General features: G+C 46.4%; 16 protein-coding genes. 9 read left to right on the forward strand and 7 right to left on the reverse strand.

The window, feature by feature from the left end; all coding sequences use genetic code 11:
* Positions 1-786, reverse strand: coding sequence for a helix-turn-helix transcriptional regulator (locus tag QEP07_RS07450; RefSeq protein ID WP_285009277.1), 786 nt, complete (start codon positions 784-786; stop codon positions 1-3).
* 63 nt (positions 787-849) lie between these two features.
* Here QEP07_RS07450 and QEP07_RS07455 point away from each other — a divergent pair, with 63 nt between their 5' ends.
* Entirely contained in the window at positions 850-1,494 is a 645-nt protein-coding gene (locus tag QEP07_RS07455; RefSeq protein ID WP_285009278.1) for a DUF1349 domain-containing protein, read from the forward strand.
* Positions 1,495-1,796: 302 nt separating this feature from the next.
* Here QEP07_RS07455 and QEP07_RS07460 read toward each other — a convergent pair whose 3' ends face one another.
* The 4 genes from QEP07_RS07460 to QEP07_RS07475 form a co-directional block, all read right to left on the reverse strand.
* Entirely contained in the window at positions 1,797-2,711 is a 915-nt protein-coding gene (locus QEP07_RS07460) for a hypothetical protein (protein ID WP_285009279.1), read from the reverse strand.
* A gap of 116 nt (positions 2,712-2,827) precedes the next feature.
* Positions 2,828-3,304 carry a hypothetical protein gene (locus tag QEP07_RS07465; protein ID WP_285009280.1) on the reverse strand — a complete coding sequence of 159 codons (477 nt, stop codon included), beginning with the start codon at positions 3,302-3,304 and terminating at the stop codon, positions 2,828-2,830.
* 28 nt (positions 3,305-3,332) lie between these two features.
* On the reverse strand, positions 3,333-4,142 hold the full coding sequence (locus tag QEP07_RS07470; RefSeq protein ID WP_285009281.1) for an AraC family transcriptional regulator: 810 nt from the start codon (positions 4,140-4,142) through the stop codon (positions 3,333-3,335).
* Between the two features lie 28 nt (positions 4,143-4,170).
* Positions 4,171-5,166, reverse strand: coding sequence for an SDR family NAD(P)-dependent oxidoreductase (locus QEP07_RS07475; RefSeq protein ID WP_285009282.1), 996 nt, complete (start codon positions 5,164-5,166; stop codon positions 4,171-4,173).
* A 344-nt stretch (positions 5,167-5,510) separates the two neighbouring features.
* Here QEP07_RS07475 and QEP07_RS07480 point away from each other — a divergent pair, with 344 nt between their 5' ends.
* Positions 5,511-6,053, forward strand: coding sequence for a lipocalin family protein (locus QEP07_RS07480; protein ID WP_285009283.1), 543 nt, complete (start codon positions 5,511-5,513; stop codon positions 6,051-6,053).
* Between the two features lie 178 nt (positions 6,054-6,231).
* Here the strand turns inward: QEP07_RS07480 and QEP07_RS07485 are convergent, their stop codons facing one another.
* A complete protein-coding gene (locus tag QEP07_RS07485) occupies positions 6,232-6,654 on the reverse strand; it encodes a hypothetical protein (protein ID WP_285009284.1) in 423 nt (140 codons plus the stop codon).
* 133 nt (positions 6,655-6,787) lie between these two features.
* On the opposite strand from QEP07_RS07485, the gene QEP07_RS07490 reads away from it, so the two are divergent.
* The 4 genes from QEP07_RS07490 to QEP07_RS07505 are packed head-to-tail and all read left to right on the forward strand — an operon-like array spanning position 6,788 to position 9,635.
* Positions 6,788-7,615, forward strand: coding sequence for an ABC transporter ATP-binding protein (locus QEP07_RS07490; RefSeq protein ID WP_285009285.1), 828 nt, complete (start codon positions 6,788-6,790; stop codon positions 7,613-7,615).
* Positions 7,616-7,620: 5 nt separating this feature from the next.
* Complete coding sequence (locus tag QEP07_RS07495; RefSeq protein ID WP_285009286.1) at positions 7,621-8,391, forward strand: hypothetical protein; 771 nt, start codon at positions 7,621-7,623, stop codon at positions 8,389-8,391.
* A gap of 15 nt (positions 8,392-8,406) precedes the next feature.
* Positions 8,407-8,790: a GntR family transcriptional regulator gene (locus QEP07_RS07500; RefSeq protein ID WP_256004012.1), complete on the forward strand. Its 384-nt coding sequence runs from the start codon at positions 8,407-8,409 to the stop codon at positions 8,788-8,790.
* The gene (locus tag QEP07_RS07505) at positions 8,787-9,635 is read left to right on the forward strand and encodes a hypothetical protein (protein WP_285009287.1); all 849 of its coding nucleotides are present in this window, start codon (positions 8,787-8,789) and stop codon (positions 9,633-9,635) included. The genes QEP07_RS07500 and QEP07_RS07505 overlap by 4 nt, the downstream gene beginning before the upstream one ends.
* Here the strand turns inward: QEP07_RS07505 and QEP07_RS07510 are convergent.
* Positions 9,614-10,621, reverse strand: coding sequence for a rhomboid family intramembrane serine protease (locus QEP07_RS07510; protein WP_285009288.1), 1,008 nt, complete (start codon positions 10,619-10,621; stop codon positions 9,614-9,616). The two genes, QEP07_RS07505 and QEP07_RS07510, sit on opposite strands and share 22 nt — an antisense overlap.
* Before the next feature lie 78 nt (positions 10,622-10,699).
* Here QEP07_RS07510 and QEP07_RS07515 point away from each other — a divergent pair, with 78 nt between their 5' ends.
* The 3 genes from QEP07_RS07515 (at position 10,700) to QEP07_RS07525 (ending at position 13,391) form a co-directional block, all read left to right on the forward strand.
* Positions 10,700-11,164: a ferritin-like domain-containing protein gene (locus QEP07_RS07515; protein ID WP_285009289.1), complete on the forward strand. Its 465-nt coding sequence runs from the start codon at positions 10,700-10,702 to the stop codon at positions 11,162-11,164.
* A gap of 259 nt (positions 11,165-11,423) precedes the next feature.
* On the forward strand, positions 11,424-12,989 hold the full coding sequence (locus tag QEP07_RS07520) for an FMN-binding glutamate synthase family protein (protein WP_285009290.1): 1,566 nt from the start codon (positions 11,424-11,426) through the stop codon (positions 12,987-12,989).
* Between the two features lie 12 nt (positions 12,990-13,001).
* Positions 13,002-13,391: a GreA/GreB family elongation factor gene (locus QEP07_RS07525; protein WP_285009291.1), complete on the forward strand. Its 390-nt coding sequence runs from the start codon at positions 13,002-13,004 to the stop codon at positions 13,389-13,391.
* The last annotated feature ends 51 nt before the right edge of the window (positions 13,392-13,442 follow it).

A 13,442-nucleotide genomic window follows, 5' to 3' on the forward strand; every position in this document is an offset into this window, starting at 1 on the left:
TTAAACCAACCCCGTAACCACCGCCACGCTGCAAGCCTCCATAGCATTCGTTACGTTAAGCTTTTTAAGAATATTCTGTCGATGCCGGTTCACCGTGTTGATACTCAGCAACAACTTATCGGCAATTTCTTTGCTTCGCAGGCCAGCCTTAATCAGCTGCAGCACCTGCAGTTCCCTGGGGCTTAGAAGCCGGTTAAACTGTTCTTCGTCATAACCAATCACGAGCCCGGTTTTCCTGTTCACAATAACACCCTCAGGTACGCCGTGGCCCGGGTGATCGTATACCAAATAATACAAACAGAGTGCTAAAGAGACCGAACCATCGTCTGCACTGCTTATGTAAAGCAACCTGTGCTTCAACTTAACAAACTTCCCCTGCTCATCTCTGGCGCGCAGACCAGTAATTACCTCATAGTTACCGCGCTCGGCCACCGGAACAGCACTAAGGAGCTGAAAGTACTGCAGTTCAAGCCGATATTTTGCCTGTACATCTTTTGGATGCATCCTCGAAAGCAATGCATCCTCCCAAATAGAATCGATTTCCAACTTGCGCTGCTCAATCCCAAGACGTGCCGCGAGGGCACTATAATAAATATAGCTCTTTCTGGATTTCAGATCGCTCAACACGCAGGTACACTGGTCTATCCTATTGTATACTTCGGCAATCAACTTTGCCTGTTCAAGCGTAATCTGCCCTTCAGCACCGCCAAATGGCTGAGCCAGCAACTTTATATCCAGAAGCTGGCGAAGATTTGAATCAGTATTGCTATGGTTATTTATCACCATTGAATAACGGTTAAACAGTCGATAACTTTGCTAAACATACAAGTTAGTCCTGAAATAAAAATCATGAAAAAAATCTTTTTTGCCCTATTTCTCATTGCGGGCCTTGCCAGTGCACAGGCTCAAAGTCTTAATAAGATGCATTGGTTTAACGAACCCCAAAAGTGGGAGATCAAAGACAACAGCCTCATCATGCAGGTAACGCCAAAGACCGATTACTGGCGCATTTCGCATTACGGATTTACGGTAGACGATGCACCCTTTTACTACGCCAATTATGGAGGCGAATTTGAAGCTAAGGTAAAACTGACCGGAGCATATAAGGCGCGCTTCGATCAGATGGGCCTGATGATACGCATAGACGAAAAACACTATATTAAAACCGGAGTAGAGTTCGTTGACGGCAAATTTAACGTGAGTACAGTGGTAACCAATGTAAAAAGTGACTGGAGCGTTACTACGCTCGAAAAAGTACCGCCATTCATCTGGATCAAAGTAGTACGCAGGCTGGACGCGATCGAAATCTTTTATTCACTTGACGACAAGACCTACATCATGACCCGGAACGCACCCCTGCAAGACAACAGCCCCGTAATGGTGGGCTTAATGGCCGCCAGCCCTGATGGTGATGGCTTCGAAGCCAAATTTGAAAACTTTACTGTAAAACATCTGCCAGATCAGCGCCGACTGGAATGGCTTAAAACTCATTAAACTACGCCCTCTCGCTTCTTATTTCATCGGCGAAACACAAGAAGCAATCAAAAGGTCGCCTGGTGCGGGCGGCCTTTTTTATTACCGATAGCCAGTCGCTACGAGATATCAACTGCCATCCAAGCAACGAAACACAACATCACAACCGCCAAGACGACTTGAACAGGTTTAAAAAATCTTTTATTTCTTAAAGCGGGCGCTCCAAATAGCGTTGTTAACAAAACTTCAAGTATAGCTGACATAGTGTTTAAATTTTATCTAATATAATAAGAATAAATCACACCTACCAGTACGTGCCTGCCCTACTTCAGTTCAATGCCCCTCGCCTTCAGCGTACCGTCCTTCTTAATCTGGAGCAGCTCTTCAACGTAAACGCCGACCTGGGGATATGCCTTATTCCTGGTAACCCTAAAATATTCCTTTGGATACTCCTTCGGTATTTCATGAGCGTACCTTTGCCTTATGTCGATAGAGAAACCGGGTTTAAATTCGATTTTTCTCGCTTGAATAACTCTCGGCGAGTGTCGGTCGAATCGATAAGGATCTCCCGCACGCGCCCACCTGCCATCAGCAGTGGGATACACGTCAAAGTACTGATATTTCTCATGAAATAGTCGCCCGCAATGCTCGCTCACAAACAGCATGACATACCGATGTTCAGAGAATGCGGGGGCTGATGTTCCGTGGTCGTAAACCGTAAAATTGATCGTGTCTTTTGCATATCCACCGTAAATACTCTTCAAGACTTTATATTTCGCCTCAAACATTTGATCCCAGGACGCTTGATAAGGTTTGCCGCTTTCAGAACAAATATATTCTTCCTTCTGATTAAGACTTATTTTTTCAGCAATCACCACAAAGAGCTTGGCATCCTTGGAATCACATTTAAAGGCGGGAACGCAAGGAACAGGTTTTAGTTTAATAACGATATCTTTCATCTTGACTAGATCCCTTACCGCATACTTCTGTGCAACGTGCAGGTGAAACGTAAATACCAATGTATCGTTTAGTTTGGCACGAATTTCAAATCTTCCATCCGCGTCTGGAATAACGTTATAGCGTTTATCTGCCCGAAGCTTCTGTCGGCGCTCAAATTCTTCGTGACTTCGCTTGAAAAGCCTCTTAAGCCGCTCTTTTCTTATATTTTTCTTATTCTTGGGAATATAGGATTTATACGGCATGTCGTATACCCTATTATTGATCACTCTTCGTTGCATCGCAAAGAAGTGATTTGTGAGTGTGTCTGTAAATCTACCTTTGATAGTTACCTCTTGCGCAAACGCCGATGCACTGCATATCAAGAATACCAAACCGAGAAATACAAATCCTCGATTCATATCTGTTCCCCCTGCACCGCGGCATTCAACTCGTCAGGCTTTTTCGTGCCTATTACAAACTTCTTCCCGCTTTTCAGAATCACGGCCAAGCCATAACTACCGCTAACGTTAAATACCGTTCCGTATTTTATTGTAAGCCGTATACCCCAGCCGCCTACAAAGCCATAATTGATTACCTGAATATGATCTATATCTTCCCATTTCCACGTCTTTTTAAAAAAGGGAGCAAAACGCATCTCTATCCCATTCTGATCTATCTTAGTGTGCAGTCTGGTAATAGCGAACAGGCCCGCCAGACAATAGATGAAAATTGTAGCGGCGATAAGCACACCATCCGGCGCAGGATTATTTCCCACAGGTTCTTTCAAAACCAACTGTTTATAGAGACCATAAGAAGCTATAAGCGGAAGTGCAAACAGGATCCAAAGGAGTATATTCGGGAACCGTTGCTTTTCTACAAATTGAATGTTCATGCATCAAGATAAGAAAAGCTGTTGCTATTCACAAACGATTCAACAACTCTGTAGGCGCATAACCATAATGCTTCTTGAAGGCATACGAGAAATGCGACAGATTTTCGAAACCTGTTTCATAACACACTTCAACGGGCCGTCTGCGTTTTTCGGTAAACTCGTAATGTGCTAACTCGAGTCGTTTCCGGGTTAGCCAGCGTTGCGGCGTCATGTTAAAGGCTTTACTGAAATCCCGCTTAAAGGTCGTAAGGCTTCGGCCCGTCAGATATCCAAATCTCTCTAGCGGCATGTTGAACATAAAGTTCTTTTCCATAAAGCCGGTCAGCTCAATCTTATGCGGCTCTTCAAAATTCGCCAGGATATCATCGATTCCTTTGTCAATGCTGCGCAGAATGCTGATTGCCTCGGTAATCTTGAGCGATGCGATGTCTTCCGGAAAATTATCCTGCATATCAAAATAGGGTATCAACGAGGCTAAGCAGCTCTGGAGCAAGGGATGCTGGTGAAAGCTGATGATTTTCCCGGCCAGAGGTTTGACTTTTATGTCTTTATCGATGTAAAAGTTTCTGAGCCTTTCGATCGACAAATGCATGGCCACTGCTTTATGCGGCAAGCCGTCCTTTGGCACATTCATGATCGTCGCCAACTGATGCCTGGGAATCAAAAACGTATTGCCCGCACCGAACACAAATGTTTCATCGGCCTGTATAATCTTTGTCTCACCGGAAATTAACCACACAAGCAAGTGATCATCAAATGCCGCTTCCGTTTTAAACAACTTCCCCTCGTAGCAGGAAAGTTTAATTTCCGGGTTGATATAATTTAACTGATAATCCATATCGCTTGTGTGTTAAAAGTACTAAATATCAGGAGATGTTGAATGTCACGCCGGTCATTTGTTCGCCCAACTCCCACACACGTTTTGCGTTCACTTCATCCAGCGAATATGGCTTTACCCCTCCTATCACCGATTCGTCTGCATTTAAAGCCGCCACGTCCACATGTTCGCAATATACCCCACCAATATTACTTAGTTGGGGACTCGTGGCACACCAAACGGTCGTCGCCGCACCCTGCGCCAGCGTCTTCAGGGAAGCCGCAACCTCGGGCAAGAAGTTCCCGTCCGCATCGCTGTAACCCATCTTTTGGAATAGCTCTACCGGAGCTTCCCTGGCGAGTTCCGTCTCGCCCACGGCCCCGGGGCACAATGAATAAGCGCGAACATCAAAAGCTTTTGCCCGTGAATCCAGTTCCATCGTAAAGAGGTTGACCGCCGTTTTTGACTGTCCGTAGCCAAGCAAAGTCTCATAATCTCTTTGCAAAAAGTTAGGATCTTCGAAATTGAAGTCCGAAAACTGGTGCCCGCCCGATGAAACATTGACTACCCTTGCACCATTCGCCTTTTTAAGCGCAGGCCAAAGCCTGGCAGTCAGATGAAAGGGTGCCAGGTAGTTGGTAGCCAGTTGAGATTCCACGCCGCGACTATCGCGACGAAGCGGCACCCACATAATACCGGCATTATTTATAAGTAAATGAAGCGGCCTGGCCGAGGCAATAAACTTTTCGGCAAAGGCATCAATCGAAGCAGGGTCCATCAAGTCCATAACCTCAATTTCTACATTGGCAAGCCCCGCAAGATTACGCCTGGCCTTTTCAACATCTCTCGCCGGAACGATAACCGTTGCCCCCGCTGCTGCCAGCGTTCTCGTGGTTTCTAAACCTATACCCGTATTCCCGCCCGTCACAATAGCGATTTTACCTGTAAGATCTATTCCATTAATTACGTCACGCGTGGTAGATGATGCGTTGAAGCCCGACCCGATTGGTATCTGCAGTGCTCCCTGATAGTTGTTCTGTTCCATGTCTTTTTGATTTTGTATGGAACAAAGTTAGTAGCACTGCAAACAGCCGGTTTTGTTTAAACGTCCGAATGTGCTTTGTTAAAAAGGCCGCTTGCAAAGCGTCTGCTACTTGTTCTTGCCCGGATACTACCCGGATACTACCCGGCTGCTGCCCGGATACTGCCCGGCTTGAACCGCATAGCAGCCACATAGCATTCGCTCATATACCGGCCAGTAGCTGGTCAGTATTGCCTGGCAATACCCACACTGCTTTTAGAGGAGGTATTCAGCACGCAAGCGGCAAACAAATGCAGTCATTCGCTGTTCAATGAGTATCAACGAGAGTTAGCAGAAAACGATATACTATGAAAAACCGCAGCAAAAACGCGCTCTATTTAACGTTAGCCCTTGGCGCATGTGCAGCCCTGTACAGTGCATGTAAAGTGAGCATTCCAAAGGGTGCAAAAGCTGTAAAGCCTTTTAATGCTAAAGCCTACCTTGGCAAGTGGTATGAAATTGCAAGGCTCGACTTCAAATACGAGAAAAATCTGGACAATGTTACCGCTACGTATTCCGAAAAGGATGGCGGAGCGATTAAGGTAGACAACAGAGGATACGATACTGTTAAGAATAAATGGAAGGAAAGTATCGGAAAGGCTAAACCAGTTGGCGACCCGCAAGAGGGCCGACTCAAGGTATCTTTCTTTGGCCCCTTCTACTCCGGTTACAACGTGATAGACATAGACTCTGAATACCGTTATGCACTTGTGGTGGGTAATAACTTAAATTATCTTTGGATTCTATCCAGAACGCCCAGCATTCCGGAGTCTGTAAAAAATAACTATCTGAAGCAGGCGCGTGACCTGGGGTACCGCACTGAGGATCTGGTTTGGACCAGGCACGATTAAGACTATTCCGTATATTTTTTATGGATACCCCAGCCTAGCGTATAAGCAAAACCGGCATAACCGCCTTTTCTAAGATCAGCGAATATCTTTAAACCGAAAGATCTGCCAAAAGCGGTTGGCCGGCCAACGGGAAACACGCCATAGATGTGGTATGGTATTTTACGCCGTTTAAAGAACTTTAGATTGATTTCGAAAGGTATACCACATATCGGAGCGACTCCTCACCTATATATTTCTTTTCATCATCGAGGATTGACGCCGTATGAAAATTTTGGGACACCCCTATTGAGACACCAAGCGAAACACCCTTTCGTGTAATTCGCGAACCGTACAAGATTGCAAACTCCCTGGTCCGCTGACGATCAATTTCCCTATCGGGAGGTAAAAACAGAGAATCGAGAATTGGCAGACCGGCTAGCAAAGAAGTCCTGGCTGTAAACAGGTGTATGCCTCGCTGATAGTTGATATTTGCACCCGTGCCTAGCCCGTCCTCTGCTCCACCAAGCCACAACTCACCAAATATTATGGGTGTTTTATTTTCCTGCCCTGTAGCGCATGTGGATGCTGCCAGCAGCGAAAAGACCATTAGAAAGCGTTTCATAATTCATTAGCCCTTAAGCATGAGAACCTTAGACATTCTAATATATAATATTTCACAATTATTTTCAGCAATAATTTGCAGAACTCAAAATCACTACATACATTAGTGTATTATTTAACTAATACAGTAGAGTATGGTAAAGATTAACGATCTGAATTTTGGGTATACGAAGAAGAGGCCCCTATTTAAAAACCTGAACATGAAACTCAGCGCAGGACACATATATGGCCTGCTTGGTAAGAACGGCGCTGGCAAATCAAGCTTGCTTAAAAACATGGCGGGCCTTGTATATGCCGATAGCGGTACGCTGGAAGTGATGGGCCATAATCCGGCGAGGCGACAGCCTTCGCTCCTGCAGCAAATCTGTTTCATCCCTGAAGAGTTTCATTTACCTGCCACTAAAATTGATACTTACGTAAAAACCAACGCTCCATTTTATCCGGATTTCGACGCGACCTATTTCCATGGGTTGCTGTCGGAGTTCGATATTCCGACCGGCCAAAAACTTATCCACATGAGTTATGGTCAGAAGAAAAAGTTCATCATAGCATTCGGACTTGCCACCCGGGCCCGACTCATTATTATGGATGAGCCTACGAACGGGTTGGACATTCCGTCTAAAGCGCAGTTCCGCAAGGTTATGGCCGAGGCGCTAACGGAAGATCGCTGCATCATTATCTCCACCCACCAGGTACGCGACTTGGACAACCTGATCGACACGGTGATCATTTTGGATGAACATGAGATTGCCCTCAATGCATCCATAGATGAAATCACTGCCAAACTCTGCTTTAAGCGTGTAAAAGAACTCGACAATACGGTCATATATTCTGAGCCCTCATTATCCGGGCACAACGCGGTAACCATCAACTATCATAACGAAGACAGCAAACTGGACATGGAGCTCTTGTTTAACACCATGCTTGCTGCAAAAAGTAAACTTAAAACGGTATTCAATTAGAAGATATGAACAACACATTTGACATTAAACGTTTCGGACTGTTGCTAAGAAGACAGTGGCTGGAGTTTGGCAGAATATATTTAATGGCGCTTGGCGTTGCCTTTGGAGCTATTACTATATTTTACCTGTATTCGTTTTGGCCTAGCATCATACGTCCGGACTTCCCACATGTGGGCGTACATTTCAGGGAGCCCCTGTTCCTGATTTTTGGATTTCTTTTTATCACGGTAATCGCCAGCAGCTATTTTGCACATTACGGGCAGAAAGCCAAAACAGTAATAGACCTTCTCATACCTGCCTCGACTTTCGAGAAATTTCTTGCTGCCGTACTTTTTACGGCGGTACTTACGGTGCTGAGCTTTATCGGTATTTTTTGGCTAATAGATTTTGGCTTTATCACAAACTACCGGGCAAATTATGGTACGGCACGTGAACTGCATCTATTTTTCGCGTTACATGTTCCAGACTTATTTACCCCGCTCTATTTTGTCCCTGCCCTGGCAACGTCCATTTTTCTTTGTGGCTCCATTTACTTCCATAAATTCCATTATATCAAAACAGCACTCTCGGTGATGATTTTCACGGGACTAGGAACATATATCGTTGCGAACGCAGGGGAGGCATTGACCCGAAACAGGCACCAACTTCCAACATCCCCGTTTATGAAGGTAGACGGCAAGGACCTGGCGGAAATATCGATTACGTTGATTCTGATCCTGCTTACCCTTGCCATATGGTCGATCACCTATGTCCGACTAAAAGAAAAAGAGGTTTAACCAAAGAACGAAATCATGGAATTTAGAGATAACAAAGCAATATACCTTCAAATAGCAGACTATGTTTGCGAAGGTATTCTGTTGCAAAAGTGGAGGGCTGAGGAGAAAATTCCTTCGGTAAGAGAAATGGCCGTAGAGCTTGAAGTTAACCCAAATACGGTGATGCGCACCTATGAATTGCTGCAAACCAAAAATATCATTAGCAACAAACGAGGCATAGGCTTCTTTGTGAATGAAGACGCCGTTGCCAACGTTAAGAGCTTTGCAAAAGGGCAATTTGTAGACGAAGAACTGCCCATATTTTTCAGAAATATATATTTATTAGACATTGGTTTAGACGAACTAAAGGACAGATATAATGCCTTTGTCGCCGAAACCTTTAAACAATCAGAACAATGAAAACCAGCAATAAATTATTAATCATCTTTGGGCTAAGCCTAATCCTATTGCCGATTTTGGTGGTAGCTTTTGTTTCGCGTGTCTATATGACGACAGAAAAGCCTGCTGTCACTTACACGCCCGACACATTCGACAGAACTGTTGAAGGGACGACTTCTATAACCATGCCTTCGCAATTTAACGGCGTAAGCATCATCGGAGGTTCAGGCAAGGAGTTGGCAGTTACCCTTGTAAAAGATAAAAAGTATGGGGTAAAAATAAGTGAACAAGCGCGGTCGTTTATCAACTTCAAGGTAGACAAAGAGGGCATATTACAGGTCACCGTCAACAACAACTCACAACAAAATAGCGACTATTATCAGCCCATATCGATTTATGCTCCCGACATCCAAAGTTTGCGAATACTTAACGCACAAAAAGTGACGCTTTCAGTTGGTTTCGATTCTCTAAAACTCGACGCAGAGAACACGGCTTCGGTTTGGATTAATACCAGTTCAAGTACTAGAAAATTAGAAAGCAATATGAACCGCGTTGGGGAGTTTGGCATCAATGACATTATTCCAAAATCAGCGTCCATCCATTTAATAAATAGTCAGTTCATCAGCCGTACCCAACATATCGGCACCATGAATATAAAAACCGAGGGCGACTCAGGGATCGATATCGACGGAGGTGAAGATGCCTCTAAAGTCTGGATAACTGAAAATCTAAACATCACCACCCTTGGAAAGACCAACCTGAAGATTGCGAACATGGAGGTTAAGAATATATCAGGCAGCCTTTCTGACTCGACCACTGTTCAAATGCCGGCCAAAGTCCTCAATCAGATGTATAAGAAGCGATAGGTACTGTAGCCAAAAACGACACCATAGGTCAGGCTTCCAAAGACAGCAACGTAGTAATCGCTGGGTTGCTTTAGAAAAAACAGGCAGAGGAGCGTAAAGATGCACATATTTCTGAACATGCTCTTCCGCAGCCCCCGAGGTAAAAGCTCAGTGGAGAACACTGCCAGGCAAATGCCGCAGAGCCCAAAAATGGCACCAAAGGCTCCTGAGGTTGCTGCGGCGTCATTCCACCACAGGGAAGTTAGACCTGCAGCTATAGCCCCGAGGAGGTACGCGAGTGTGAACCGCAAGGAACCCAGGAGGGGTTCTAATATTTGTCCGATGTACACCAGCGCAAACATGCTTACGAGGAGCGGAAGAACACCCGTGCTTAGAAAAGATGCTGTAATGAGACGCCACGGCTGCCCATTCAGGGTGTCCGGACCAAAATTAGCACCCCATCTTATCAGCGCCTCTTCGCCTGCCGCAAAGAAAGGCACCCCGGAAAGACGCATAATAATAAAGATGAGCAGGCTTATGTTCACCAGCAGCGGCGTAATGATATAGCCCTCGCGCGGGAGGAAGAACGAGGCAAAGCCTCTGTTAGTCACCTCCGGCGCGATCGGCGGAGCTTCTACTGCTAACATCTCCTGGCGCTCGTATATGGACTTCAATTCTTCCTCAGTAAAATCGGGTCGCATGGCCTGCATCTTTTCTATGAACTGAAAAATGCGATTACCGCCAAAACCGGCTAAATGTGCACGAATATTCTCGCATCGGACACTTGCCTTATCGTCGTTAACCGAAAATTGTATAAGGCGGTTATCGGCAGCAACATAAGGATTTGTATAAGCCTTGAAGCCTGTTGCATCTATATCAAAAATCGCCCAGCCCAGTTCTTTTGCAGCATGCAGGGCCAGACCCCGGTATGCCTCGGGAGAGATATCGCCCAGCGGATATACCTCCTGGGAAGTGGAATTTGACCGATTGGGAAGTGTCGTTGCCATACGCGTTAATTTGGTCCACACAATATACGGAAAACTAATGACCGTTGATATTGGTTTATTTATAAAAATATCTGCGTTATGGAGAGCAACAATCAAGTAATCAGCGACCTGAAGGGTTTAATTAATATCCTGAACGATGGAAAGGAGGGCTATGACTCGGCCAGCACGACGACTGAAAGCATAGAGTTACAAGGGTTATTTCTAACCTACTCGGCCCAGCGTGCTGCGTTCGCGGACGACCTGAAGACACACTTGCGTGCACATGGCGGCGACTCTGAAAATGAAAGCGGCGGCGTACTGGGTGCACTTCACCGCACCTGGATCGACATTAAGCAGGCTTTAAGCAGTAAAGAAGACATCGCTATATTATCGGCCATTGAAACCGGCGAAAAGGCGGCACTTGAAAAGTTCGACAAAGTATTAGAGGATCCGGCGCTTCACGTTGATCATCTCGAACTGCTGCAGCGTCAGCGCACCGGCATCCGCGAGGCGCTTACGGAGATTGAGACCTACCGCCGTCGCCTCGAAGAGCTGAATGGTTGACGTCCATTTTATTTTCCTTATCTTTGCCTTACTTGGCACACCAAAGTTTACATAGCGCCCCTTTGTACGGCAAGCCCGTAAACACGAAATCCCTTTTCGTGAAGGCTGCCTGCTGCGCTTTACTTTCGGTTATCCGACCGGCGTTTCACTACTTTTTCTCGTGCTTTAAGGTTTTTAGTACTGTAGCCCAGGCCTCCTAAACAATTTCGTAAGGGTCTGGGGATCACACTACAGTCTTTCACTATTAAATCTTTTTGCTATGTTTTTCACTTGGAAATTGAGTTCTGCACGAACGCTTATTATATCACTTTTACTACTTTTTAGCTTAGGCACCTGGTTCCTGGCGCTTTATATCCATATCAGCTTTATATGGCTGGCGCTTATTGCTACCGGGCTGTTATCCATCGCCGTACACAATGCGGTTCAGCGCCGACATACCATCCTTAGAAACTATCCACTAATTGGCTATGTCCGCTATTTCATGGAGGCTTTCCGGCCGGAGTTAAGACAATATCTGTGGGAATCTGACCTGGATGGCAAGCCTTTCAACCGCATTCAGCGCAGTCTGGTATACCAGCGGGCCAAGGGCGAAAGGGAGAGCATTGCTTTCGGTACTCAGCTTGATGTGAACGCGGCCGGACATGAATGGCTGGCACATGCTGTCTTCCCGAAAAAGTTTACAGGTAAGATGCGCACAAGAGTTGGCAACGCCCAATGCAAGCGCCCCTACGATGCAAGCATCCTGAATATCGGTGCCATGAGTTACGGTGCGCTAAGCAGTACCGCGGTCAGCGCGCTAAACCAGGGTGCCCAACTAGGCGGATTTGCGCACAATACCGGCGAGGGCGGAATCAGCGACTACCACCTTTATGAGGCAGACCTGATCTGGCAGATCGGTACCGGATACTTTGGCTGCCGGGATGCCGAAGGCAAGTTTGACCCCCAACTCTTTATGCGAAAAGCCTCACGACCGGCCGTTAAGATGATTGAACTTAAACTCTCCCAAGGTGCGAAACCCGGACTTGGCGGCATGTTGCCGGGCAATAAAAACACAGAGGAGATCGCCAGGATACGTCATGTTCCGGTCGGCACAGCAGTGATATCCCCACCGGCGCATAATGCCTTTTCAGACGCGACGCAACTGATCCGCTTTCTGGGTTTCCTCAGGGCGTTGTCAGATGGCAAGCCCGTCGGCATCAAACTATGCATAGGCAGCGAAAGCGACTTCACCGACATCTGTGACGCAATATATGCGACCAACATCATCCCTGATTTCATCACCATAGACGGTGCGGAAGGCGGCACAGGTGCAGCTCCCGTGGAGTTCAGCAATCATGTAGGTATGCCGCTTTATGACGCTATTGCCTTTGTAAACCGCACCCTGAAGCACTATGGTTTGGAAAATGATATCCGCATTATTGCCTCAGGCAAGATTGTTACCGGTTTCGACATCATAAAAGCGCTGTCGCTGGGCGCCCACTGCTGCTATAGTGCACGAGGCATGATGCTGGCGCTGGGCTGCGTGCAGGCTCTGCAGTGCAATAGCGGTAAATGTCCGGCGGGCATAGCGACGCAAGATAAAGCCAGGGCATACGGACTTGATGTGCGCGACAAGCGTGCGCGGGTGGCCAACTACCATAAGCAGACCCTAACCGCCGCAGTCCAGTTGATGGAAGCCGCCGGCTTTGCCGACCTGTCGGAGATCAGCCCGGCAAAAATATTCCGCAAGTTGAACAGTCACCAGACCCTGAGCTTTCAGGACATCTACTTTCAGAATAAAAACGACTACAGAGAAAACTGGTTCAAATCAAGGATTTTAAACTAAAAATATATTGTTATGAATTTAAACTCGAACATCCCGGTAATCATCAGGGAAGATGATTATCAGTTACTTAAACCGTATTTTACTAAAACCGACGGCAGCTCAGGCGACATGTCGCTCTCGGCCGAACTCGGCAGAGCCGTGGTGGTTAAAAAATATGCCTTTCCGCCGCACGTCATCCGCATCAATTCGCGGGTGCAGATTGTCGACGAAGAGAACGGCTCCTCAAGGGAAGTATGCCTCGTGTTGCCGCAGCATGCCAATATCAAGGAGAATAAGATTTCGATCCTATCCCCTATCGGCGCCGCCCTCATCGGCTTCAGCAAGGGCGAAACTGTGCAATGGAAAGTGCCGGCAGGCCTGAAGAAGTTCAGGATTGCTGAGGTGCATAATGAGGAGGATTAATGCTCTGAGGGTTTGATCGGGCGACATTATACAGATGCCGCCCGTTTTATC

The organism is Pedobacter faecalis, assembly GCF_030182585.1.
In the GTDB taxonomy this organism is placed as follows: Bacteria; Bacteroidota; Bacteroidia; order Sphingobacteriales; family Sphingobacteriaceae; genus Pedobacter; species Pedobacter faecalis.

Excerpts from the sequence above, each read along its gene's own strand:
- QEP07_RS07450 (WP_285009277.1), bottom strand. The coding sequence starts at position 786 with ATGGTGATAAATAACCATAGCAATACTGATTCAAATCTTCGCCAGCTT.
- QEP07_RS07455 (WP_285009278.1), top strand. The coding sequence starts at position 850 with ATGAAAAAAATCTTTTTTGCCCTATTTCTCATTGCGGGCCTTGCCAGT.
- QEP07_RS07460 (WP_285009279.1), bottom strand. The coding sequence starts at position 2,711 with ATGCAACGAAGAGTGATCAATAATAGGGTATACGACATGCCGTATAAA.
- QEP07_RS07465 (WP_285009280.1), bottom strand. The coding sequence starts at position 3,304 with ATGAACATTCAATTTGTAGAAAAGCAACGGTTCCCGAATATACTCCTT.
- QEP07_RS07470 (WP_285009281.1), bottom strand. The coding sequence starts at position 4,142 with ATGGATTATCAGTTAAATTATATCAACCCGGAAATTAAACTTTCCTGC.
- QEP07_RS07475 (WP_285009282.1), bottom strand. The coding sequence starts at position 5,166 with ATGGAACAGAACAACTATCAGGGAGCACTGCAGATACCAATCGGGTCG.
- QEP07_RS07480 (WP_285009283.1), top strand. The coding sequence starts at position 5,511 with ATGAAAAACCGCAGCAAAAACGCGCTCTATTTAACGTTAGCCCTTGGC.
- QEP07_RS07485 (WP_285009284.1), bottom strand. The coding sequence starts at position 6,654 with ATGAAACGCTTTCTAATGGTCTTTTCGCTGCTGGCAGCATCCACATGC.
- QEP07_RS07490 (WP_285009285.1), top strand. The coding sequence starts at position 6,788 with ATGGTAAAGATTAACGATCTGAATTTTGGGTATACGAAGAAGAGGCCC.
- QEP07_RS07495 (WP_285009286.1), top strand. The coding sequence starts at position 7,621 with ATGAACAACACATTTGACATTAAACGTTTCGGACTGTTGCTAAGAAGA.
- QEP07_RS07500 (WP_256004012.1), top strand. The coding sequence starts at position 8,407 with ATGGAATTTAGAGATAACAAAGCAATATACCTTCAAATAGCAGACTAT.
- QEP07_RS07505 (WP_285009287.1), top strand. The coding sequence starts at position 8,787 with ATGAAAACCAGCAATAAATTATTAATCATCTTTGGGCTAAGCCTAATC.
- QEP07_RS07510 (WP_285009288.1), bottom strand. The coding sequence starts at position 10,621 with ATGGCAACGACACTTCCCAATCGGTCAAATTCCACTTCCCAGGAGGTA.
- QEP07_RS07515 (WP_285009289.1), top strand. The coding sequence starts at position 10,700 with ATGGAGAGCAACAATCAAGTAATCAGCGACCTGAAGGGTTTAATTAAT.
- QEP07_RS07520 (WP_285009290.1), top strand. The coding sequence starts at position 11,424 with ATGTTTTTCACTTGGAAATTGAGTTCTGCACGAACGCTTATTATATCA.
- QEP07_RS07525 (WP_285009291.1), top strand. The coding sequence starts at position 13,002 with ATGAATTTAAACTCGAACATCCCGGTAATCATCAGGGAAGATGATTAT.